Raw genomic sequence first — 23,010 nt, 5'->3', positions numbered from 1 at the left:
AGAAATTAATCCTGATACGACCCTGTCTGAAAAGGTCATAAAAACCCTATCTGACCTGCTCCCAGCAAACTGACATAGCAATGTAAGCAAGTTCCGCTTCTGGTACAAAACTGCCGCGCTGAAAAGCGCGGATGACCGCTATGAGCGAAAAGCGGACGTTGAGTGAGATTAAAGCTGTAAGAAATTACAGACCTATAGGGCGATTCAGGCTGCAATTTATGTTTATATAAATATTGAGAATCAGTATTTAAGCTTTTTAAGGGGGATATATGCGCATTAGACCATCATCTCGATTGATCATTCTTTCGCCTGAAAATCATGTCCTGCTCTTTAGGTTCTGTCATAAAGATGATGCTCTAAGGGGAAAAACATACTGGGCAACTCCGGGAGGAGGGCTTGAAAAAAATGAATCTTTCGAGCAGGCCGCTATACGCGAATTATTTGAAGAAACGGGATTGAAAGAAACATTAACAGGACCAGCAGTAGCGTCCCGAACCTTCACAATGATGCTACCAAGTGGGGAGACAGTACTTGCTGATGAGCGTTTCTTTATGATTAATGCAAATACAGTAGATCTCGATCGTTCAGGATGGAGTAGCAATGAAAAGGAACTCATTCGCGATCATCATTGGTGGACAATAGAAGAGCTCATACACACCAATGAGACAATTTTTCCACGCGACTTAATCATTAACATACTTGAAAACAAGTCGGCCGGATCTTCGACGTTAACTGCGTCATGATATCTTGAACGTCCGCTTCTGGCACAAAGTGGACATGAATCATGTATAAAATTCGTTAAGAGAGAAGTTGATATTAACAATCTTTCCTACCTCTTATGAGGTAATTGTTAACATCAGTATTGTCTAATTACTGGGTAACAGGTTAGACCTTGTTGCGATTCAACCTAAATATTCTCTTTCTTACGCCTGCTATAAAGTTAATGAATAGTTAACCGATAATGATGATTAAGATGCTTTTAATCTGCATTATTTGTGTTCTTATAAAAATTAATTCAGCAGGGTGTAAAAATGAGTAATATTCTTAACAATATTAATCTTACCGCTAAGTTTGCAATTCTGGGCTTGTTTTGCCTTGTTCTTTTTTCAGTTCCTACCGTGCTTTTTGTGTCAGAAGGTAATAAATATATTCAGGACAAGCAGAAAGAAGTAACAGGAGTGCCTGCTGAAAACAAAATCCTTGCCCTGTTGAATCTGATACAGCGCCATCGCGCTGAAACAGCCCTCGCTATTGCGCAAAAAAATCCTGCCACCTCATCGCGTCTAAGTGTTAGAGATGACATTGTTACTATCACCGATGCCATCAAGAAAGAGATGGCGCAGACAGAAGGCAGTGCGGGTTTAATCGAAAAAATCAATGGGGTGCGTGCACAGTGGGACGCGCTGCAGCAGGACATTGATGCTTCGAAACTGAATCAAACGACCAGTCTTGACGCACATGCGCAACTCATCCGCAAACTTCTTAACACAAACCGCGACGTGCTGGATTTTTACGGTTTGTCGCTTGATTCAGATATCAGTACGTACCGCCTGATTATCAGCAATTTCTCATCATTGCCTGAGCTTACCGAAAGTCTGGGTAAAATTCGTGCGTTCGGGACTTCACTGCTTGCCAGGAAAGAAGCCGTTAGTGAGGCTGACTCTGTCCGTATGGAATCATTAATCAGCACGGGTGCCTATAATCTGGATATGTTTGCTCAGGACTCAGAGAAGCTTTTTTCGTCTGATACAGGGCTGAAGCAGAAATTCAGTGCCGATGCAGACGCGGCCGTGCAGGAAGCCCAAAATGCCCTGAAAACTGCAGGGGCGTTATTTATTAGCCGCAGTATGACGAATCAGAATCCTCAGGACTATGCCGCAATTTTTACCAGCGCGATTAACAGATTCAGCACCTACGCGATTGCGGGCGGTAATGAACTGAATGACATGCTGAACCAGCAGATTACGGACCACCGGAATGCACAGTATGGTTTGCTGAGCGTTCTTCTCTTTATGGTCCTGCTTTCTGTCTTTTTCGCATTGATCATTATCCGTTCTGTTACACGACCTATCGGTGCCGCGTCAAAGCTTGCGCTTGAAGTAGCAGAAGGCGATCTGACAGCAACTTTTTCCGTGACAGGACGCAATGAAACAGCCGGTCTGCTTAAGGCATTACTGCAGATGAGTCAGCGCCTGACGGTGACGGTAGAAAACATTAAATCTAATGCCGTCACCATTGCTACCTCATCTGAGGAGATTGCCCGCGGTAACGGCGATCTTTCTGCGAGGACGGAAGAACAGGCTGCATCACTGGCTGAAACAGCCGCCAGTATGGAACAGCTCTCTTCGATCATCGGCAACAATGCTGAAAACACCCGCCATGCTGCAGAAATGGCCAGCTCGGCTACCAGCGCGGCATTGCGTGGCGGTCAGGCAATGGAATCAGTGCTGGGTTCCATGGAGAAAATCAGCAGCAGTGCAGGGCAGATTAAGGAAATCATTTCTGTCATTGATGGGATTGCGTTTCAGACGAATATTCTCGCGTTAAACGCGGCTGTTGAAGCTGCCCGGGCCGGTGAGCACGGTAAAGGCTTTGCCGTTGTTGCGGCGGAAGTCAGGTCGCTGGCACAGCGCTCGGCTGGCGCGGCGAAAGAAATTAAAGGACTGATCGAAAAGTCTGTGGAGAATGCTGAGCAGGGCATTTCGATGGCCCGGGATGCAGGTGAAAAAGTGAAGGAGAGTATGGATGCGATTGAACAGACAGCACAGCTGGTGAGAGAAATTTCATCTTCTTCAGAAGAGCAAAGTGCAGGCGTATCGCAGATAAATATTGCCGTTACTCAGATGGATCAGGTCACACAGCAGAATGCCGTGCTCGTTGAAGAGTCAGCATCGTCTGCTGATGAACTTGCAAGTCGAGCCGCTAATCTGAGGGACGCTGTTAGCGTGTTCCGCACAAACGCTGGTTAAAATTTCCGTTAAGTGCTTCTTTTATATGTCTGTAAACGGCGTGCTGTCGGCGCATTTCTGAGGTCTGTCATCTCAGTAACAGTATCTCATAAGCCATCCTACGGGATGGCTTAATTCCTTCCTTACGTAACTTTGGCACAAAGCGGACATACGTGCTGCAAGGTCCGCTTTGAGCGAGAAGGGGACGAAAGTTGCCCTCACGTTTTTGATTATGCCATCTTAGTCATCTCGTATCGTTCAAAAAATGTGGCAACACTTTTAATAATCAAGCTAAGTAATGACACATTTAAGGAATCATTATGCCTGGAATAACGCTCACATTGTCTGGTTGCAATGATCAAAAATTAACCAAGGATTGTGTGCTTTTAGCTACTCAAATCACATGCGAGATATTGAAGAAAAACAGCTTTGAAACCATGGTCATAGTAAGACATGTGGACGATGATGACTGGTTTATTGATGGCAAGAGTCTGGCTGAATGGGGGAAAAATTCGTTTAGACTTGAAGTTACTGTCGTGGATGAAACTTGTAGCAAAGATCAGAAAGGAGCGTATCAGAAAGCAATTTACAACGCTATGGAACAAGCTATTGGTAACCTACATCCTCAGTCAAATGTGCATCTTATTGATTGTAAAGCTGCTTCATATGGATACACAGGAATAACGCAAGAATACAGATATCAGCATAAAGATGAGTTTTACTAACCAAAATTTCTTTTCTATTACCGTTAATGTGGCGCATGGGAAGTATGAGAGTGCCATTGTCATACTGGACACAATCATAATTCTGTCCAGACTATGCAGATTGAAATCACTGGAAAAATCATGGATATCCAACTCATAAGCGTCACCCCGGACAGCCCAGGATTTGCTGAGTTAAGATCGCAGAGCATGGCTGAAGGATTTAACATGTTACGCCGACTGGAAGATAACTGGCTTAGCGGACAGAACCGCTTTGATAGACCCGGAGAAAAACTAATTGGGGCTTCAGTAGATGGAGTAATCGTTGGCGTTGGTGGACTCAACATCGACCCGTTTACGCTAAAAAATGGCATCGGACGTCTGCGACATCTCTACGTAGACTCAGGATGGAGGAAAAGGCAGGTTGGCAGCGCCCTGCTCAGTGAGATACTTAAGGATTCTGGCCACTGGTTTGATTTTATCAACACAAACGCTCCTCAATCGGCATTCACTTTCTATGAACGAGCTGGCTTTGTTGCTTTGACGGGCATAGAAAAAGTCACGCACCATCTATGCCTCAGAGACCCAGCGCGTTGATATAGTCACGTCATGGATAGACCGCATTTTCTGTCCACTGAACCACTTTTCAGGAACGCCTGCCGAGATACAGCCCTGACTTAACCAAACCGAACCAATTTCAGGGAAATCAGAGCCATTACAGTTAAATCCGCACCGCCCTGGACACACTGCGTTTCTGACCAGGCATTCAGAACGGCGGCTTAAACATCTTCAGGAAATCAAAGGAACTGACTGGCAGCTTTGAGCGAATAGCGGAAGTTTGAAGTGGCTCTCACCTCTGATGAAGGTATTACTTAGAATTGCGGTGTTAATCAATGTGGCGCAAGTCATATAACTGGAATGCTTCGCGGTGTCGCGCTAGCACGTTTTATCGCCGTCAGCCCAGCGCTTGATATCAATTATCTTTGGTGACCGGATTCCCGTGCTCAAGACGTTCTTGGTTGTATAAAGGGAGACCTGTGCGTTGTCACCATGCCGACTTTCGATCTCAATTAGCGTGTTATTTATCAACAATCCCTGTGAAAGGAACTTTTGATTAATCTCCCCTGCTTTGCGTTCACCATCAAATTCGCTCAGTACGATGACCGGATTTCCTGAATATGCCTCATATTCGAGGCACTGTCTTGCCATGTACCTTAGGGTTCGATAAGTATCAGATGAGCCTGCCTTGCTCACGAAACTGCCGTCAAAAGAGGATTGGCTGCTTTTTAGTTCACTGACCGTAATAGCGCACCCGCTTAGTGAGAGCGAAATTAACAGGCTTGCAAGAACAACGTATTTCACGTTTAACTCCATCATTCAGGTAACGGCCATTCGCCGGGGCGGATCAACGTTGTCCTTGCTTTCAGGCGGACTTGTGATTTGGGAAATCAACCGAAACCATCAGCCCACCTTCTGCCGACGTACTGAGGCTTACGCTGCTGTTGTGTTGCTGCGCAACGGCTTTAACGATGGCAAGCCCCAGCCCACTCCCGCTTTGCAGCTGGTTAGGATCACGAAAAAATCTGTCAAACACGCGCTCCCTCAATTCAACGGGAATGCCAGGCCCTGCATCTGAAACACGTAACTGCGTGGATTGATTTAAGGATCGTAATTCCACCTCAATCCTCCCGCCCCAGGGGCTATACTTCACGGCATTTTCGACTACGTTATCGATAAGCGACATTAACCGTTCCCTGACGCCAGTCACCCAGATTTCCTCTTCGGCGTAAAATTCAAGTTCAATCCTGCGTTCCGCCGCGAGCGGTGCCAGCCCGGCCATACGTTCTTGTATGAGCGTTGTCAGCGGCAAAGGCTCCATAACCATGTCAATGCGCGCTTCGCTGTGCATCAGCAGCAGCAACTGATTGACCAGACGAGCCGCACGGCTGTTGCTGCGAACAATGCCCGCAAGCAACTCTTTTTGGCTGTCACTGATCACATAAGATTCCAGCGCCTCAACATTGATTCGCATCGCCGCCAGGGGGGTACGCAACTCGTGAGCGGCATCGGCAATGAAAACGCGTTCCCGTTCAGTGCTTTCCCGCACCCTGGCAAGAAATCCATTAACCGCGTCAACCATCTGGCGAAGCTCCCTGTGCTTTGGCACTGCTTTTAAGGGCGAGAGATCGTCCGGCGTGCGTAAGGACACTTCATTTACCACTTTATTCCATGGGCGCATTGCAATGCGGATCGACAGCCAGGCAGGGAACAAAAGAAAAGGAATGCATACCAGCAGCGGCATCACGTAGTAGCCACGCGAGTTCAGATAGATAAAGAAATTCCAGCCTCCAGCAGGGGTGATAAGCGTGACCTCTGTGTCGGCGTTCCCGGACTTTAAGGTACGGCTGTTCCAGGCGCGACCATCACTCTCCACGCGCTCAATTTTTCCATAACGGCTGTTTATCACTCCGACTGGCGCACCATCAGAGGCATAAATTATCTCTTTATTCTCGCGTACGATAAGGCTGATTGAGAGTGCTGGATCTTCACCGCCGCCATAATTTTCCCGTACTGCCTTACTTAATGCAGCCAGCACATGCGTTCGCTCCTGCGGGCGATCGTCCATACTCTTAACCACAGTAAAAATGGTTTCGTACGTCTTGCTGCCCGTTAATATCGCCGGACTACGTAAGTCCTCCCACAAAACGTAAGTCAGAAAAAGACACCAGAGCAGAGTGAGCAATAGCATCTGCGCTACCATAATTCGCCGCACGAACGTTGGGGTTCTCAGATGGCGCCAGACATTTCGCATCAACCTGCTCCCTTCTGAATGGGTACGGTATCAATGACATATCCAACGCCCCTCACCGTTCGTACATAGCCTTCGCCGATTTTGCGACGCAAATTCCCCATATGCACATCAAGCGCATTACTCATATTTTCTTTTGCGCCGAAGATCCTTTCTTCCAGAAAACTGCGAGTAAGCACGCGGTCAGTGCGTAACATCAACGTTTCAAGCAGCGCGTATTCACTTGCCGTCAACTCAATATGCCGTGCATTCACGGTCACGCGTCGTGTGGGCACAAAAAGTGATAATCCCCGAAGTTCTATCGCCTCGTTCTGAAAACCATAACTGCGGCGCGCAAGCGCTCTCACCCTCGCCAGCAACTCGGCGAGAACAAACGGTTTGACGAGATAGTCGTCTGCACCCGCGTCCAGCCCGGAAAGGCGATCGTGCAGTGTGCCTCGCGCCGTCAGGATGATCACGGGAATGCCCTTGTGCTGCTGACGCAGGCCCACCATCAGACTCATGCCATCGCCGTCGGGTAATCCGAGGTCGAGCAACACAAGTTCAGGCACGCAGACATCAAGCTGATGCAGCGCATCCTCTTTGCGGCGAACCCATATAACATCAAATCCTTGATCTGCAAGGGCAATACGTATGCCGTTACCGAGATCCAGGTCGTCTTCAATCAGGAGTATTTTCACAATGGTTACGGTATCAGCAGTGAATGAAGAACGTCTGAAGAAAAAAACGGTATCAGGAAATCTATCAGCTTTGCAGCATCTGTGGTTGCTTCACCCTTTCTTCATTTTTGGCTCATGAGAACTTTAGCGGGCGCATTCAAAATGAACGTTCTGGCGTTTACAACCCGCTTGCATCGTAATCATTTGAATGCATAAGGACTTCTTTAATGAGAAATAACACACTGCGTCATAAGTTCCCCCTTTCACTCACGGGGTACAGCCTGAAAAAAATGTTGTCGGGCGCAGTCCTGGCGTTACTGACCACCCCGATACTGGCGGCAGCACAGAATCAGGGCAACGCGTTGACGGTGGGAGGCGGCGCGAACGTGACGCCACGTTATTCTGGTTCGGACAAAAGCCGCGTCACGACTTCCCTGGTGCTTGATTACACCATGGAAAATGGTTTCTTCGTCAGCTCCACGCGGGGCATCGGTTATGGCAATAACATCGGCAAATTCGATTACAACGCTGCGGTGAGCTATCGCGCAGGCCGTAAGGATCGTGACGTGGACAGTGACTCCCTAAGCGATGGCAGCGACTATTTGCGAGGTATGGGGGATGTCAAAGGCTCGGCTCTCGGTGTATTTGGCTTGGGATACGGGGTGACCGACTGGCTTAATTTGCAATTGCAGGCTGAAGTGCCATTTTCTGAGCAAAACAATGGCACGGCATTGCATTTTGGCATTAATAGCCCGCTCTATACCTCACCGAATAATACAGTAACGCTGGCGCTGACCGGCAGCTGGGGGACGGACAAATACATGCAGACTTACTACGGAGTCAGTGCATCTCAATCGGCTGCATCAAGGTTTATCCGATATGATGCCGGATCGGGAATTTATGCCTGGTCGATGAATCTTGACTGGACACACAAGTTCAATGAGGACTGGAGCGTGATTGCCGCAGCAGGCGTTACGCAGTTAACGGGAGATGCGCGCAATAGCCCGATTGTGCAACGAGAAATATCACCCACAGGAAGCCTGCTGGTGACATACCACTTCTGATCGTTATTCAATGTGTGTTTCCCGCCAGCTTATGGCTCTTCTCTGCCAATAAACACGCTTTCTAATCCACCCTCTTTTCAGCTAACGGGGCAGTACGCAACAGATTGCAAAACCTAAAGCTTCAGCCCCGAACATGTATAACATCTGTTCACCTCCGCTGGCGCAACAGCAAAAGCGCGCGCGCCGAAGAACATGCCTACCTTGCTGGTGTTGCGGAATTCGCCAGCAATGCATCGGCGATATCCAGTATGGACCGCAGCGATCGATATGCCGGAGATAATAGTGACATCCCTCGGCGGCATTTGAATACTCTGCAATCCGGCGATGGCGTCGCCATGAGTCCCTGGCAGCATGGCGGCAATCCCTATTCCCCGATGGCACATCTGCGCCTGAACGTCCCGACAGGTGCTGGTGAACATGCACCGCGATTGAGGGAATCTATCGGGCAACCAGGCGACGTAAAAAAAGCGGGATGTACCGTATTAATAAGAATAAGCCCAGTGTCGTACCTACAATGAAGCGAGCATGCGATAGAGCGAGTTGCCTGCCTCCGCCACGGTGATGGATTAAGACTCGGAGTAAAGACGGTCACAAGGATAATGCCGACTACTTACTTTTTGAGAACAGTCTCGGACATAAGCTTAACTATACCCACTCAGAAAATGATATGGCTGTAGATTGCTCCCTGCATATGAGTACATCTTGATGTCAGTAATGTCAGCTTATGGCACAGAGCGGACTAACGGCAGGCCAGGGTCCGCTATGAGCGAAAAGCATAAGTCGCTGCTGCGTGAGCGGGAATAGAGCTTTGGTGGTGCGGAGGGCGAGAAGAAAAGTCCGCATTCAAAAAGCTTTTTATATTGCCGTACTATTTAGCTTTGCTATGAGTCGTTTTCCGAGTCTCGCCTCATAAGATATTCGTCATAAAAAAGACCATTAACGTAAAGCGCAGCAGTATCAGTGGCCCAGTTAGTGAAACCGTACGACTGATAAAGTGCATATGCGGCATGATTCGTTGTGACGACGGAAAGCTTTATAGTTCTTACTGAGCTTGCAGCTTCAAGCGCAGCCTCCATTAGCCCTGATGATAGTCCCGATCCCCTCATCCCGGCACTGACATACATCCCCCAGATAGTAGCGACATGACTCAGCTTTGGCGAGGTACTGAAGCTCAAACCAATCAGGCCCTGTAAGGTGTTGTGAAGGTCGAATCCGCCAAAAATATGATTGGTTCGCAATTTTTCAGCAAAGAATCTTGCTGGCTTCTGGCTCCAGTCTTCGTACGACGCGCCAAAAGCGTCCGGATGAATGAGCAACGCTTCCAGTCTTACTCTTCTGAAATCTTCCAAATCGCTCTCCTGGATGCGACGCACCGTAAATGCTTTCACTTCAGGCTCTCTCCCGCCGTAAATTTTTTGCTTCCACTAAAAGCTCAACTTAACACGAGTTTTGTAGCATATTTTTATAGATGCCTATGGCAATAATGTCCGCTTCTGGCACAGAGCGGACACGGCATCAACATTCTGCAGATTTCCTCTGCCTCCCTGGCAAGCCAAATCAGTGCGATAGCTTAACCAGTACAGCCGCTAGGCTCTGCCGAACTGTCGGAAGCTAGTTTACGCAGGAGTTCACCATGAAGATAATAATTCACAATACCGTCATTTATTGTGCCCCCTAAAGACTGATAAAAACGGTTTGCTCCGGCGTTTGATTTCTCGGCATTCCAGCTGAGGCTACGACACTCATGTTCAAGAGCGAGTTTCGCCATAAAACGCATTATGGATTCCCCTATGCCTTTACCTCTCTCACTCTGGGAGACATAAAGCTCTTTGATATGCAGCTGGCCACTGTACCGGGGAGAAGGGTAGAGAATACTGCAACACGCCAGCCCAACGATATGAGCGTCGTAGCGAGCCCTGAGCACCAGAGTACCGGAGAGCTGACTGAACAGTCGATTGCGGAGGTAATTCTTCAACAGTGGTTCCTGAATGATGCCCTTACCATAATAGTGTTCTTCCATTTCGGTAAAAATTTTCACCATGGATTCCCATTCATCTGGCGGACACAGTTCTACCCTTACTTCCATGTTTACTCCTTTTAGCTAACAAAACGCTACAGCTGAGGTAGGATTTAGTATCATTGCAGCCATTAACAATTCAGCCCGATTCTTGGATTAAATCTGCCGACACACCAGAAGCGTCGTTTCAATCGTGTCTTATAGCGTACAACTTGGTCAATCCTGCGCTTTTCAGATGTTAACACTCACAATTAAGGAATTCAGATATGTACGCTATGAGCGAAAAGCGGACCATGCGACTTTCGCTTATAAGTTGAATAAAAGCTTAAGAGAAATAAAAAATATGTATTTCATATAAAAGCCTTTAACTCCTCAACATTTATGTTCGCCAGCATTGATGCTTTCAAGTTTGGAGATGATGCGAGATACTTGGATATCAAGTTGAAACCTGCCGTATAACCCAGCCACCTTGGTAAATCTCCTGTTCCGAAAAACCAGGCATTATGGTCGTAATCAGCGCGATGCCAGTTTTCAAGCATGAGTGGATAGTAGGGCTTAACAATATCGGACTTGAGGCTTTCCCAAGGCTCAAATTCACCACCCAAAAGCTCAAGAGAAAAATGCCCTGCTAGTCCTTCAGAGACTAGTGCTTCTCCCAGCGTTGAGCCGTATCCCGGTCCTGCCCACCTTGCAGCATGGTGAAGTTCATGAGCAAACATACGCTCAATAGAGTGCGCAACGTTTTTGCAGAATGCAGGGTTTTCAGGATCGACGGTTATATAGATAACACCAGCTTCAGGACAAAAACCAGCATGCCCTTTTTCAGGGATAACAAACTTCCCGGCCTTAACTACGACATCTACTGAAGGAGTCGGCATCAACCTTGTGACTTGTACGTAGGTATCGGTCAGTTTAGTTCGCAGCCATTCACTGTGAACAGTGAGTTTTTCCTGAGCATTCAGAATATGGATGGTTATTTGAGACATGTCAGTCTTAGCCATAAACATTAGTAATGTGCGGATACTAACAGACATATATGGCATGTTATGTTGCTGCTCAGCAAGTGGCCGACCAATGATCACTAATGTCCGCTTCTGGCACACAGCGGACTTTTACTGCAGGCTTAGGTCCGTTATTAGCGAGAAGCGGACGTAGTAACCGCATTGATTGTAAGTGGGTCAGGTATTGTTAGTTATGCTTCTGAGCATGTCCAAAATGAGCTTTGCTGCTGTCCCTTCATGATCTAAATCAGGATCATAAATGGTCACTGTGATGCCACAGCAGCGCATATTTCTGAAAAGTTCGCGACAGAGATTTACAAGTGTTTCAGAAGACAAACCGGGATTGCCGGGACAATCAACTGCAGACATTTCAGAACTGTCCAGGACATCCATATCAAGATGAATCCAGTAGGGCATTTCAGGAAAAAGGTTGAGCCGCTCGAATATCACATTGATGAGATCATGATCAGGCAACTTAAGCGCGTCAAAAATAGTTATACGCCGGATATCAGTGCCAACAATGTCAGGCCATTCATAATCTTCAAGGAGCGACTCACGCTCTCCCAGCTGAATCACTGTGTCATCCTGAACCAGGGATCCTTCGATACCGGGCCATGCAGTCAGTAATGGCTCTCCCCGACCGGTAACGAGTGCCAAATCCATTCCGGCCGCAGCGCCTGGTCGTGCTCCTGGTTCTCGCTTCCAGTTGCCGGGATGACGGAAATCGCTGTGGCCGTCAATATGCACAAGTGCAAGTTGCCCTAACTGACGCCTGCTGCCCAGCAAGGCTCCGGGCAGGATGGCGCAGTCGCCTCCGATAACAACGGGCTTTAAGTTGCGATGATGCGCCGCCTCTACTTCATCAGCCAATCGTAGATTAAGTTGTCTGAGCTTGTGACCGTTCAGGATATCAGTACCTGGCTCACATTCAGGACTGTATTCAGGGCAGGGAACAGTAACAAAGTTACAAGAGGGAAACATTTTATCGAGTCCGTGGTGCATGAGAACTGCTGGCGCACGGAATGTGCCCGGTATGTGCCCTTCATAAAGAGGGTTGAGACCAAGACCAGACGGGACAAGAATTATTTTTTCCATAAAAAACCTGATTTTAACTGGGTTGAGTACCACAGAAACTAAGCTTTCTTACGAAACAGCTTTGTCGCCGAGATAAAATTCGAGGTGTTAACCTGTGCCAGAACGCACAAGGTTCGCTATAAGTGAGAGGCTGACATCCATATTTTAACGTTTATATCGCCGTTTCCACTCATCTACGACATCACCCAAATTCTTAGGGGTAGCATTACTTATCCAGATCATAAATTCACGATTGAATCGGAAATTCTCTCCACACTCTTTGATCATAAAACGGCGAACGTTTTGTGTGTTTTTGTAATTTTTATCAATGATGGTCGAACGTGTTAGTGAGGAGCTATGCCAATCAGTTTCCATTTTTCCAGTTCCTGTAATGAGTGGTTTTAAATAAAAATTAGTACTCCACTTTAGTCAGGGAAGCTGAAATTTCTCAAGGTCTGCTCCGGGAAAAAAGCGGTCTGAAACGCGGCCCCATGCCTCCAGTGCGTTTTAACCTGCCACAACCCGTCAAAACAGAGGTGCGCTTGTTAGCCGAGCTCAATATCGACTGGCGGGCCTGCTACTGCAGTCAATCGAGCGGTTCAGGCATTGACTGGACCTTTTTCAGGAAATCCACAAAAGCGCGCAGAGGTGCTGAAATAAAGCGGCTGGGAAAGTAGAGCCAGGGACCTTCAAATTCGGGCCACCACTCCGGAAGCAGATGCAGCAGTTCACCCGTCGTAAAGCAGGGCTGCAGCCAGTTTTCAAAGACGGCGACAGCCGGTTGCTGTCGGAAGGCATTAAAGCGCGGCTGGCTATCATTGACGTGAAAGACCAGAAAAGTGTTGATGCGGCCGTCGGGCAGATAAAGTCAGAAGATGGAAAACTAGATGTGCTGATCAACAATGCGGGTATTCCCGGAACCTGGCCCATCGCGCCTGAGTCGCAGAGCATCAGCGATATTATGACGGTGTATAACACCAACGTTTTCGTCGTCATCAGAGTAACGCAGGCTTTTCTGCCGCTGCTCAAACTGGGCGAGGAACCCCGGATTATCATGGTCAGCAGCGGGTTGGGATCGCTGGAATGGGTATCTGACAAAGCGCATCCCTACTCTCAGGTAGCGGCACTGGGCTATACCAGTTCAAAAACAGCATTAAATGGCGTTACGGTGGCATTTGCCAATTCACTGTCTGAGTATGGCATCAGCGTAAACGCAGTTGACCCGGGATATACGGCCACCGATTTTAACGGACATACCGGTTATCGAACTGTATCCCAGGCGGCCAGGGGGATCGTCTGGCTCGCTGCTGAAGTATCCCAGACAATCACCGCAAGATTCTTTTTGGATGGAGAGCGTGCACCCTGGTGAATCTCGTCTAATAAAAGCATTCCACCTGCCTGGATGGGGCAGGTTGGTTGACGGGATGCGGCAGAATGCCTGGCGTGTCGTGCGCAGTCGGTTCTCAAATATGTCCGAATCATCCTGAAGGAAAATAAGCGGCTCAATGTTTCTTAGCGCATCTGAATGTAATTAATGGCCGCCTCAGGCACGGATCGTACAGAAAGTTAGGTCATAAGGTCCGCTTTGAATGAAAAGTGGACCCAGACCTACAGGCTGGTCATCAGCCGGGGTAGTTTCTAAAGTTAAACGGCAGTTTTGCAAAAGATGACAACAGATAACGATGACCGAATAAATTTATCTGAAATGCGGTCACGCCACGAGCGAGATACACACACACTGGATTTACTGCCCTGTAAATACACATACTGACCAATTATGGCTGTTCAGGTGAATCAGTCGCCTGCTTCCCATATCCAGACAACATTGCCGTAGCTTCATCCATCCGTTGTCGATCAAGTTTATAGAACACCCAGTTCTTGATACGTTTCGATGTCACAATCCCAGCCTTAGCAAGAATTTGCAGATGGCCTGTCACGGTGGGCTGACTCAGACCAATTTTTTCGGTGATAAATCCGACACACACACCATCCTTAACCAGATCGCCGTCCTGCTGCACCGGAAAATGTGACTCTGGATCGGACAGCCATTCAACAATCACGAGCCGATGCTCATTACCAAGGGCACGAAAAATATCGGCCATTAATGTCTTTGAGTTGTGCATATAGCCAATCGCCTATATAGTCATTTTCTTATATAACTTTAGGGGCATACTATGACAAACCACAGACAAAGGCTAACAGACAGTGTCACGCTGAAAGATATTTATGCCGCTTCCGGGCGAATTAAATCAACAGTATGCAAAACTCCACTGGAGCCTTCCCACTCGCTGTCTGCTCTTGTCGGGACGGAGGTCAGGCTTAAGATGGAAAATCTTCAGCATACGGGTAGCTTTAAGCTGAGAGGTGCTGCAAACGTTCTTGCCAGTCTTAATGCAGACCAGCGACGTGCCGGCGTCATCGCCCCGACGGCAGGGAATCATGGTTTAGGGCTTGCCTGTGCGGGACATGCGGCAGGCATACCCGTATCCATATTCTTACCGTTTTCAGCAGACCCGATTAAGGTTTCTGCAATGAAAAGTTATGGTGCGCAGGTTACGTTTTTTGACGACATTGAAGACGCAAGGCAGGAAGCCATTGTCGCAGCGCAACAGTCCGGCGCAACGTTCGTCTCAGCCTATAATAATCAGCAGATGATTGCCGGAGGCGGCACCGTCGGTCTGGAAATCATGGAAGACTGGCCAGACGCTGACGTTATTCTCGTGAACATTGGCGGCGGCGGGCTGGCCTCCGGTATCGCAACAGCCATCAAGGGCATAAACCCTGCAGCCGAAGTGTGGGCAGTGCAGAGTGAAGCAAGCCCGACGTTTGCGCGCTGGAAAGAAGCTGGTAAGGCGATCCCAGTGGAAATATCGTCGTCAATCGCCGAAGGCATAAGTGGCTATATAGAGCCTGAAGCGATGACCTGGCCACTCATACGCGATCGCGTCGATCGTGTTCTTCTGGTTTCAGAAGCCGAAATTAAAGCAGCGATGCTGTTAATGCTTAATCTGCACAGCCATGTTGTAGAGCCTTCAGGCGTACCCGCAGTTGCGGCAGCCATCCGTTATGCAAAAGAACTGAGCGGGCGTAAAGTTGTCTGTGTGGTGAGCGGTAGAAACATATCGGGTTCCCGCTATCTCAAATTAGTTAATGAGGCGTCACTATGAAGAAACAGAGCGGAGTTAAGGTCGGCTGAGCTCATATTGCACAACGTTCTTATTATAACGGCTTCATTCATTACGCAGGCTTTGAGGTAGTGCCGCCTTTGACGGCCTGCCGTTTAACAGCCTTTTCGCTTAAAATTCTATGGTTCGTTTAAGGGAATGTCAGGCATCATCAAAAAATATTTTTGTCATACAAGGAGTAAGACTAATGAATATAAATATAAGAACAGCCCGGGCTTCTGATGTTGACAGTATTTTCGAAGTCAGAACCTCAGTGCTCGAGAATTATTTGAGTCGTGAAGAAATGCGTCAGATGGGGATCACCGAAAGCGTCGTGGCGGATATGATTGAAAAGAATTTATGCGCCTGGGTTGCGGCTGAAAGCGAAAAAATAGTCGGCTTTTCAATGATTTTACCGGATGAAGGCTGTCTTTTTGCGGCCTTTGTTCTCCCGGAATATGAAGGCCAGGGGATAGGTCGCAGGCTGGTTTTTCTCGCCGAGCAGGAATTATTCAAACATCATGAGATTGCCTGGCTGGAAACCGATAAAAATAGTCGCGCGGCGAAATTTTACATGCAGCTCGGCTGGGGCAATAAAAAAGAGATTAACGATACCGATATCAAACTGGAGAAATATCGCAGCGTGTAATCTACTGTCATTTTCATAAACGTCTGCCTCTGGCACAAAGCGGACGTTTAGCCAAAATAACATCTTTGCTGTCAGCAAGACCGATTGGGTGGCCTGGCGAAAACGCTTTAATCATTAATCGTCCGTTCTCAGAGCGATTTTATTACGTCGGCTTACATTCCCAGACTGGCCAGCAGGTCGTCCACATCATCCTGACTGGCAGGAGTCTCTGGTGCGGAGGAAGGTTTAGACGGCGCAGTGCGCTCGGCGGTGCTGTGTGAGCCGGTATTATCGCGGATGACCTGTATCAGCTGCTGCTCAGCCTGATTCAGCACGGCCATCATAGCCTGCACAATCTGTCCTGTGAGGTCCTGGAAGCCCTGTGACATCATAATCGCGTGTAACTGCTGTTGCGTCAGACCCGTGACGCGGGGGACATCATTCAGCAAGGCAACGGTATCTGCCGCTAATGCCTGGGTCTGTTCTTTGTCTGACAGAGTACCGGAAGTGGCATCCCAGCGTTGCGAGAGTTTCTCAGCTTTTTCTCCCAGATCGGTTTGCAGAGGCTGCGTGATTTCCACGCTGTTGATTACGCCCTCTGCTGCTTCGCGGGTCATTGTGACGACATAACCCAGCCTTTCACGGGCGTTTGGGATGCTTCCCGCCACATCGGCGATGGTTTTATCAAGCCCCAGCTGTTGCAGACTGTCGCGAAGCTGCCGCAGGATGAAGCCAGCACGCGCCGTAATTTCGCCAATTTCCTGATGCTTACTATGGGTGTCGGATGGTGACATGGATGTTGTTTCCTGCGTACAGAGTTTCGATACCTGAGGTTATCGGCAGCTCGCGGCGGTTTTTTAAATTTCCTGAGGTTTTTACTCGTGTAAAAAGTGACATGATGTGAATGAGACACCCTAGAGCTAACGACATCAGGGTTGTAATAGGCAGAAAGTGTTGCGCGCAGGCCCTGTTTTTTCAGCCGGAGGGGGTTGTCAGGTATAGAGCGGAATGTGTGCGGGTTAATGACTGTTATGAGCGAAAAAAGGGGCGTATTACCCACTTCTGAAACGTTTACGCGAGGGCAGGCAGTATCTTATTTATCATGTAATTTCTTCGTCTTAATTAATCCGCCAACGAATAACATTTTGTCCAGTTGTAGTTAACCCTCGCCAGTTTTAATTCTCCATCTACATCCCCAAAATTAATGGGCTGACGTTCAAAAATAAACTCACGCACGGGTGCAGGTAAAAAATCAGCGCCGTAGCGCAGAATCGTGCTGTGCCAGAAGGGTGCCGGTAATGGGCTGCCGGTATGACGCATCAGCAACTCATTTTTCCAGTGCGAATCCAGAACTTTTTCGCAGAATGAGTGGCGCATGGCTATTGCCGAACTATCAGGGATCCCCGCAAGCAATAACTGACTGGGCAATGCAACTAACCGCAGATCTCTGATAACAATTTTTATCGCATCAAATCCGCTCCAGATATTCGTCAATTCATCGATTTTTTCGGGCAATGGCTCGTTTTCGTTATAGAGCGGCAGAGTCAGGGGCAGGAAGGTAAAATGGAAACCCTGTGTGGGCAGAATATCGGTAAGGGGATCATCCTTTGTGAGCTGCTGTAATTCACAAATAAGACGTGAGACATCAAAGGTCACCGGCGGCTGAATGCCTGCTGCAAGAGCCAGCCTTAAAGGATCGTAGTAATTTCCCTCTTTAATTGCTCCGATTCCTGCATTTTCCGACCATATGGAGAAGGTGTTCTCGTTGGCAGAGCGATACAAGTTTTCCAGATTTATCGATCTCATTACAGACCTTTGGCATTGGTATGAACAGAGGCGATTCGTCATTAATAGTATTTCTGTCTGGTATTTTAGGCTATTCGATTAATTTTTAAGGGATAATAAGGATTTGAGAAGTGAGTTGTTATTACTGCCCATAACTTATCAGGCATATCCCCTTTGCTGATCGCAAACATATCACCATATGTTCAACGTCTCGCACATCTTTAAGGATAGCGTTGCGTCGATTCGTCCAGGTCACAGGAGATGGCGAACGCAGTCTACCCGTACAGTGGCCACTGATGACCAGTTAGCGAACAGATTTAAACGATTGTATTACATGGTTATTCATGGTCAGGATGACGGGTCAGGGCTGGCTGATGAGTTGGCAATCTCTCAGTAAATGCCAACAGTATCTGGAAATCCCGATTAGCCGCAGCTGTTTCGCGGCCAGGAGTACATCCACAAGGGGCACTATCTGATAGATAAGGAAAAGCGCACTGGTAAATCATGCTGATCCCAGCTAACCACCCGCTCTGTGGATAATGGACGGTTACAAGTATCACGCGACAGAAAGCCTGCACTTCACGGGTTTTTTAGTGCCGTTTTCAGGTAAACTTGCTTAAGCTATTCAGGTAATTTTTAAGGATGAAAATCTATGAAAGTGAGTGAAAAAGCACTACTGGAATCCGGCTTTAGTCATGCAGATCTACTAAAACTGAAAAACAATATGGCTAATTATGGTGGCTCACTGGATTCCATGATCCATGATCTTGCTAACCGCTTTAACGCCTCGAAGTGGATTACTATTATTGCCTTTATCATACTTGCTCTTACGCTGATGCTGGCATCCGTAGATACCAGCATCACGCTGGCGGCCACACTTGCGATTGTATTGCCTTTTATATGGTATTTAGCCCCAGCAAAGCTTGCATACAAGTCATGGCGCTATCGCAGAATCACGGCTCATTCAGAGCAGCATCAGTGACAGACATAAGGTCAAATATGACCTTAGCTTTAACACCATAACCGACTATATTCATTGTGAGTTTTGGACGGCTCATAGTGCTGACTTTCCTGAAATAATCCGCGGGCAGATATCTGAACAGACGCCAGGTTCCAGGGCGTCTGAACAGACCGAATACGCTATAGGCATTTGCAACAAGCGAGATTGATTTATAGATTCCCAGCCCGCTATCAGGGCTGAACCCCATGAATGCAGCAGTGGACATAGCGGCATCAGCAACCAATCCTTCAGACTGTTTGTTATCCATTACATAGTGCGCAATTTCTTTGCTTATGCCGTTCGCACCATCAGTAACTAAAACTGCACCGGCCAGAACGCCCAATGGTGTCATAGTTCCTATAAGGGTCAGGCCAGCAGCTATTTCAGCCCCCGACAAAACTACATTTACAGCCGAAATGACATACCCGACAATTTTATTATTTTCCCTGACGAACTCCACTTTGGCATAAAGTTTCGCCGTTTTCATGCGCAGCATTCTGTCCTGCTCCTGAAGGTTTTCCGTTTCTTCCCTCAGATTTTTAATACAGGCTATGCATTCTTCGTCTGATTTTGCACGTCGGGCAGACGCAAACTGCTGCTCAACCAGATCTCTGATCTCCTGAACAAACTTCACCTGAGTCATGCCATTCGAAAGATGGACTGAGGACACATGATTAGCTGTATTAATTAGCTTTCTGGCCTCAAGGTTAATCATTGTTTCCGCCCAGTTTTTACTTCTGCCTGAGCGCATCATATCAAGCAATGCTACATCCATTTATCTTCTCCCTGTACATAATATCGCCGATAATACCCCATTATTTACAGGTGTAAACCGTCGTTACAGTTGAAGATATGTTGCTTCGGATAACACGTTAAAGGATGAACTATCAGGATTTATTTCAAATGATCGTGGCTTTCACACTTATACAGAGGCCATTCACATGACACCGAAAACCGACCCAAAGCGAAACTCATGTGATTGAGATCGCCAGCGCGTTGGCCGCGTTACGTTTTATCAGAATATCGCGCCTGTCTGGCCGATTCAGTAAAAGACGGCAGGTCAAACTGATCGTCACAACCCCCGCTCTGCCCCTAAACGGACAACCAGAGGACAGATCAGGACAACAGATGCCTGACGTATAGAATCGATCAACTCTCTCTGATATTGATGATGTCGATGGCGTTAAATCACTCCTGTTGAGAGAGCTAAAATGAATTTTTATTGCAGTAAGGAATTTACCGGTTCGAAGGCCTGGGACTCACAGCATATTGCCAGCTTCGATAATGTCAGCGTGAAACTTCACTGGACCGATCAGCCTTATAAGTGGCACATCAACGATGGTCAGGAGGTTTTTGCTGTCATGGATGGATGTGTTGAAATGCAATATAAAGAGCAGGGCGAAGTTAAAAGCCGGGTACTCAACGCTGGTGATATTTTTTATGCCAGTGAAGGGACAGAGCATATTGCGCGTCCACAGGGCGTCGCCCGCGTGCTGGTGATTGAAAAAGAGGGATCGGTTTAATTAAGTTGTGATTCATTATCTGGCTGAGCCAACAAGCCAGTGACAAAACGGGCAATCTCTTCTCCCAGATTGATAAGAAAGGCGTCGCGTGATGGGTGGGTGTCAGTGATATGCGGCGGCAGGATGTTCATGAAGGTGAAATGCCCGGCATCTTTAACCACGCAAAGTTTTGTCTCAGTTCTATTATCTAATTCTTCTTTGATGAACAGCGCTTGCGATGGCGGTGTCAGGGTGTCCTTCTCGCCAGTCCAGATCCTGACAGGCACTTTCACGGAGGCGAGGGCTGAGGGTGCTCTGAAAAAATCCGCAGGTGGCGCTAACAGCACCAGTTGATTCAAATCCTGTCTGCCTGCATATGTCACCTTCTCTCTGGTGCGAGTCCAGGCCGTCGCCCCGGCGTGCATCAACAGAATCACGGTGCCGAGTGAGTGCCCGACGCCGGTAATCGAGGCATAATGTTGACAAAACGCATCGCGGGCGAGGACAAGTCTTTGGCTGCGTTCCAGTAAGTCAGCCTTTGAGGGCGTGGAAGAGGTTAACCGTTCGAAATGGGGCGCTACCACTGAAATACCATTGCGGCTAAAGGTCTGCAGAAGCTCAAGATGACGCAATGGAATTCCGCCAGCACCTGCTGCAAAAAGGATACACTGGCTGGCCTCATTCACCTTCAATAACGTGACGTCAAAATTCCTGTCGGCATGCCTGATGACAGAGGTTTCCGCCCTGGTATTGTTAATCATAAAGCCGACTCCCCGCTAAAAGGTCAGTCTGGAGATACTAACCCGTTCCCGGTGAAACGATAAATTTCCGTCTGCTTCTGGCTCCAGACTACCGTTACGCAAGGCGCCAGCAGCAGATCAAGGATCGGTTATTCATACTCTGGCATCAGGCCACCAATCTGTCCGCGCTTACTGCGTCGCCTCTGCCCATAATGCCGCCTGTACAGCAGGGCGCGCGCTGATATTTGCTCTGTACGCCACCAGCGCAGGCCAGCGATCCAGTTCAATGCTGAAGAACTTACACCAGCCCAGTACGGTGAAAAGGTAGGCGTCAGCAATGCTGAATGATGGCCCCATCAGAAACGCTTTTTCGGCGAGCGTATCCTGCAGAAAGTCGAACCGCCGGAAGAGCTTTTCACGAAACAGTGACAGGACAGCGTCGGGCAGTGCCTGGTTAAACAACAGAGCGGAACCCGCGTGGATTTCACTGGTAATGAAGTTCAGCCACTCCTGCAGTCGAACACGCGCCCAGCTGCCTGCTGGCGGTGCCAGCCCGCTTTCCGGCCTCAGGTCGGCGAGGTACTGCACAATCGCCGGCCCTTCAGTCAGTATCTGCCCGTCGTCCAGTTCCAGCGCAGCAACATAGCCCTTGGGGTTGATAAGGCGAAAGTCGCGTCCGTCAGAGGTGAGCTTGCTCCTGTTATCCACTTTAACCAGCTCAAACTCCAGTGCGAGTTCACGCAGCACGATATGGGGTGACAGCGAACAGGTATCCGGGGCGTAATAAAGTTTCATGTCTTCTCCGTTAACATTGAAAGCGATGTGAGATTCTCTTTGTCGTTACGTAACAGACTGTGCTTAACGCAGAGGATTCTGTAAAATTAATGCTCCAATAATTAACTATTAGCTGGGCTACTGATAACCATGATGAATCTTCTGCACTGGCGCTTGCTGGTGGCGGTGGCCGATGCCAGCAATATTTCGCGTGCTGCTGAAACGACAGGCATGACACAGTCCGGTGCCAGCCAGGCTATCACCCAGTTAGAGTCGTCACTCGGGTTCGCGGTATTCGTGCGTGAGCGCCGGCACATCGGTGTTACCGCGCTGGGAGAGCAGGTCATTGAACATGCCAGGATTATGCTGTCGCAGCTCAGCGCGATCCGCGTGCTGGCTGATGAGAGCCGGGGTTTAAAAGGCGGACGCATTCGGCTTGCCAGCTTTCCCTCTGTGACGTCCACACTCCTGCCTGGGCTGTTGCGTAACTTCCGGCGTCTGCATCCGGGCATGGAGGTGGTGGTGCTGGAAGGGACGGATGAAGAAGTTGAGGAGTGGCTTGCAGCGGACACCGTTGAACTGGGGGTGGTAATGAACCCCACACCCGGACGTGCTGATGTGATACTGGGACAGGACGCATGGGTCGCCGTCATGCCAGCCAGCGCTCCGCACATCGGTCAGTCAGGCGCGAACGGTATAACCCTGCAGGAACTGGCAGACCAGCCCTTTGTGCTTGCAACAGGCGGATGCGTCGTTAATGGCAAAAGCCTGATGGAACAGTCAGGATCCCACCTCTCTGACGTGCGCGTAAAAGTCCGCGACTGGATCAGCGCCTGCATGCTGGTACGTGAAGGCATGGGTGTCGCGCTGGTGCCGGAATCAGCCCTGCCAGCGGAACGGCGCGGCCTGTCAGTGATGCCGGTCATCCCGCCTCTGTACCGTGAATTCGGGCTGGTCTGTTCGCCTTCCGGAAAAGCTTCTGGCGCGACGCAGGCACTCCTGAACGGACTGCGTAAAGGGCAGGGTAATATCTCCGGATAATCCCACTGCACCGCTGACTTTATCCGCCGTTACCCGATCATAAACAGCAGAATGGCTGGCCGGGAAAGAGAGATCGGCAGACTCTCCCGACCGCGATCCTTTC

At 48.6% G+C, this 23,010-nt stretch carries 25 protein-coding genes; 11 read left to right on the top strand and 14 right to left on the bottom strand.

What is annotated here, in order from left to right; genetic code table 11:
- Positions 1-269 precede the first annotated feature (269 nt).
- From ACK13D_RS01440 to ACK13D_RS01425, 4 genes are all read left to right on the top strand, one after another.
- Complete coding sequence (locus ACK13D_RS01440; RefSeq protein WP_052272245.1) at positions 270-743, top strand: NUDIX hydrolase; 474 nt, start codon at positions 270-272, stop codon at positions 741-743.
- A gap of 288 nt (positions 744-1,031) precedes the next feature.
- Positions 1,032-2,969 carry a methyl-accepting chemotaxis protein gene (locus tag ACK13D_RS01435; RefSeq protein WP_418795480.1) on the top strand — a complete coding sequence of 646 codons (1,938 nt, stop codon included), beginning with the start codon at positions 1,032-1,034 and terminating at the stop codon, positions 2,967-2,969.
- 299 nt (positions 2,970-3,268) lie between these two features.
- Positions 3,269-3,673: a tautomerase family protein gene (locus tag ACK13D_RS01430; protein ID WP_418795478.1), complete on the top strand. Its 405-nt coding sequence runs from the start codon at positions 3,269-3,271 to the stop codon at positions 3,671-3,673.
- 120 nt (positions 3,674-3,793) lie between these two features.
- A complete protein-coding gene (locus tag ACK13D_RS01425) occupies positions 3,794-4,246 on the top strand; it encodes a GNAT family N-acetyltransferase (RefSeq protein ID WP_033760123.1) in 453 nt (150 codons plus the stop codon).
- A 339-nt stretch (positions 4,247-4,585) separates the two neighbouring features.
- Here ACK13D_RS01425 and ACK13D_RS01420 read toward each other — a convergent pair whose 3' ends face one another.
- From ACK13D_RS01420 to ACK13D_RS01410, 3 genes are read right to left on the bottom strand one after another with little or no spacing between them, the layout of a single operon-like run.
- Entirely contained in the window at positions 4,586-5,023 is a 438-nt protein-coding gene (locus ACK13D_RS01420; protein WP_364109860.1) for a hypothetical protein, read from the bottom strand.
- Between the two features lie 49 nt (positions 5,024-5,072).
- Positions 5,073-6,461, bottom strand: a complete 1,389-nt coding sequence (locus ACK13D_RS01415) for a sensor histidine kinase (RefSeq protein WP_418795476.1) — start codon at positions 6,459-6,461, stop codon at positions 5,073-5,075.
- Positions 6,461-7,138: a response regulator gene (locus ACK13D_RS01410; protein WP_010259845.1), complete on the bottom strand. Its 678-nt coding sequence runs from the start codon at positions 7,136-7,138 to the stop codon at positions 6,461-6,463. The genes ACK13D_RS01415 and ACK13D_RS01410 overlap by 1 nt, the downstream gene beginning before the upstream one ends.
- 206 nt (positions 7,139-7,344) lie before the next feature.
- On the opposite strand from ACK13D_RS01410, the gene ACK13D_RS01405 reads away from it, so the two are divergent.
- On the top strand, positions 7,345-8,181 hold the full coding sequence (locus ACK13D_RS01405; protein ID WP_010259842.1) for a MipA/OmpV family protein: 837 nt from the start codon (positions 7,345-7,347) through the stop codon (positions 8,179-8,181).
- A gap of 881 nt (positions 8,182-9,062) precedes the next feature.
- On the opposite strand, the gene ACK13D_RS01400 is transcribed toward ACK13D_RS01405, so the two are convergent.
- The 5 genes from ACK13D_RS01400 to ACK13D_RS01380 form a co-directional block, all read right to left on the bottom strand.
- Positions 9,063-9,569, bottom strand: coding sequence for a GNAT family N-acetyltransferase (locus ACK13D_RS01400; RefSeq protein WP_045139938.1), 507 nt, complete (start codon positions 9,567-9,569; stop codon positions 9,063-9,065).
- 182 nt (positions 9,570-9,751) lie between these two features.
- Complete coding sequence (locus tag ACK13D_RS01395; RefSeq protein WP_045140192.1) at positions 9,752-10,156, bottom strand: GNAT family N-acetyltransferase; 405 nt, start codon at positions 10,154-10,156, stop codon at positions 9,752-9,754.
- 392 nt (positions 10,157-10,548) lie between these two features.
- A complete protein-coding gene (locus ACK13D_RS01390; protein WP_029519731.1) occupies positions 10,549-11,184 on the bottom strand; it encodes a DUF2268 domain-containing putative Zn-dependent protease in 636 nt (211 codons plus the stop codon).
- Between the two features lie 192 nt (positions 11,185-11,376).
- Positions 11,377-12,294, bottom strand: coding sequence for an arginase family protein (locus tag ACK13D_RS01385; protein ID WP_045139937.1), 918 nt, complete (start codon positions 12,292-12,294; stop codon positions 11,377-11,379).
- Positions 12,295-12,438: 144 nt separating this feature from the next.
- Positions 12,439-12,648, bottom strand: coding sequence for a DUF6434 domain-containing protein (locus tag ACK13D_RS01380; protein WP_045139936.1), 210 nt, complete (start codon positions 12,646-12,648; stop codon positions 12,439-12,441).
- Between the two features lie 343 nt (positions 12,649-12,991).
- On the opposite strand from ACK13D_RS01380, the gene ACK13D_RS01375 reads away from it, so the two are divergent.
- Positions 12,992-13,642: an SDR family NAD(P)-dependent oxidoreductase gene (locus tag ACK13D_RS01375; protein WP_418795472.1), complete on the top strand. Its 651-nt coding sequence runs from the start codon at positions 12,992-12,994 to the stop codon at positions 13,640-13,642.
- A gap of 406 nt (positions 13,643-14,048) precedes the next feature.
- On the opposite strand, the gene ACK13D_RS01370 is transcribed toward ACK13D_RS01375, so the two are convergent.
- Positions 14,049-14,396 (bottom strand): ArsR/SmtB family transcription factor, encoded by a 348-nt coding sequence (locus tag ACK13D_RS01370; protein ID WP_022624627.1) that lies wholly within the window; start codon positions 14,394-14,396, stop codon positions 14,049-14,051.
- Between the two features lie 51 nt (positions 14,397-14,447).
- Between ACK13D_RS01370 and ACK13D_RS01365 the strand changes: the two genes are divergently transcribed.
- Positions 14,448-15,440 carry a threonine ammonia-lyase gene (locus ACK13D_RS01365; RefSeq protein ID WP_418795470.1) on the top strand — a complete coding sequence of 331 codons (993 nt, stop codon included), beginning with the start codon at positions 14,448-14,450 and terminating at the stop codon, positions 15,438-15,440.
- A 205-nt stretch (positions 15,441-15,645) separates the two neighbouring features.
- A complete protein-coding gene (locus ACK13D_RS01360) occupies positions 15,646-16,086 on the top strand; it encodes a GNAT family N-acetyltransferase (RefSeq protein WP_033773716.1) in 441 nt (146 codons plus the stop codon).
- A gap of 152 nt (positions 16,087-16,238) precedes the next feature.
- Here ACK13D_RS01360 and ACK13D_RS01355 read toward each other — a convergent pair whose 3' ends face one another.
- A complete protein-coding gene (locus tag ACK13D_RS01355) occupies positions 16,239-16,859 on the bottom strand; it encodes a protein phosphatase CheZ (RefSeq protein ID WP_010259809.1) in 621 nt (206 codons plus the stop codon).
- Between the two features lie 328 nt (positions 16,860-17,187).
- Positions 17,188-17,871 (bottom strand): hypothetical protein, encoded by a 684-nt coding sequence (locus tag ACK13D_RS01350; protein ID WP_418795468.1) that lies wholly within the window; start codon positions 17,869-17,871, stop codon positions 17,188-17,190.
- A 631-nt stretch (positions 17,872-18,502) separates the two neighbouring features.
- Here ACK13D_RS01350 and ACK13D_RS01345 point away from each other — a divergent pair.
- On the top strand, positions 18,503-18,832 hold the full coding sequence (locus ACK13D_RS01345; protein ID WP_022624631.1) for a hypothetical protein: 330 nt from the start codon (positions 18,503-18,505) through the stop codon (positions 18,830-18,832).
- Here the strand turns inward: ACK13D_RS01345 and ACK13D_RS01340 are convergent.
- Positions 18,804-19,625 (bottom strand): DUF4225 domain-containing protein, encoded by an 822-nt coding sequence (locus ACK13D_RS01340; protein ID WP_033786796.1) that lies wholly within the window; start codon positions 19,623-19,625, stop codon positions 18,804-18,806. The two genes, ACK13D_RS01345 and ACK13D_RS01340, sit on opposite strands and share 29 nt — an antisense overlap.
- A gap of 436 nt (positions 19,626-20,061) precedes the next feature.
- Here ACK13D_RS01340 and ACK13D_RS01335 point away from each other — a divergent pair, with 436 nt between their 5' ends.
- Positions 20,062-20,373, top strand: a complete 312-nt coding sequence (locus ACK13D_RS01335) for a cupin (protein ID WP_010259799.1) — start codon at positions 20,062-20,064, stop codon at positions 20,371-20,373.
- Here the strand turns inward: ACK13D_RS01335 and ACK13D_RS01330 are convergent.
- Both ACK13D_RS01330 and gstA read right to left on the bottom strand, forming a co-directional pair.
- The gene (locus ACK13D_RS01330; protein ID WP_418795466.1) at positions 20,370-21,113 is read right to left on the bottom strand and encodes an alpha/beta hydrolase; all 744 of its coding nucleotides are present in this window, start codon (positions 21,111-21,113) and stop codon (positions 20,370-20,372) included. The genes ACK13D_RS01335 and ACK13D_RS01330 overlap by 4 nt on opposite strands.
- 168 nt (positions 21,114-21,281) lie before the next feature.
- Entirely contained in the window at positions 21,282-21,887 is a 606-nt protein-coding gene (gene gstA, locus ACK13D_RS01325; RefSeq protein ID WP_418795464.1) for a glutathione transferase GstA, read from the bottom strand.
- A gap of 129 nt (positions 21,888-22,016) precedes the next feature.
- Here gstA and ACK13D_RS01320 point away from each other — a divergent pair, with 129 nt between their 5' ends.
- Entirely contained in the window at positions 22,017-22,907 is an 891-nt protein-coding gene (locus tag ACK13D_RS01320; protein WP_418795462.1) for a LysR family transcriptional regulator, read from the top strand.
- Positions 22,908-23,010 lie beyond the last annotated feature (103 nt).

It is taken from the genome of Pantoea sp. K16 (assembly GCF_048452805.1).
Lineage (GTDB): Bacteria > Pseudomonadota > Gammaproteobacteria > Enterobacterales > Enterobacteriaceae > Pantoea > Pantoea agglomerans.
The sequence above is the reverse complement of the archived record's forward strand: the minus strand, read 5'-3'. Positions and strand labels throughout refer to the sequence as shown.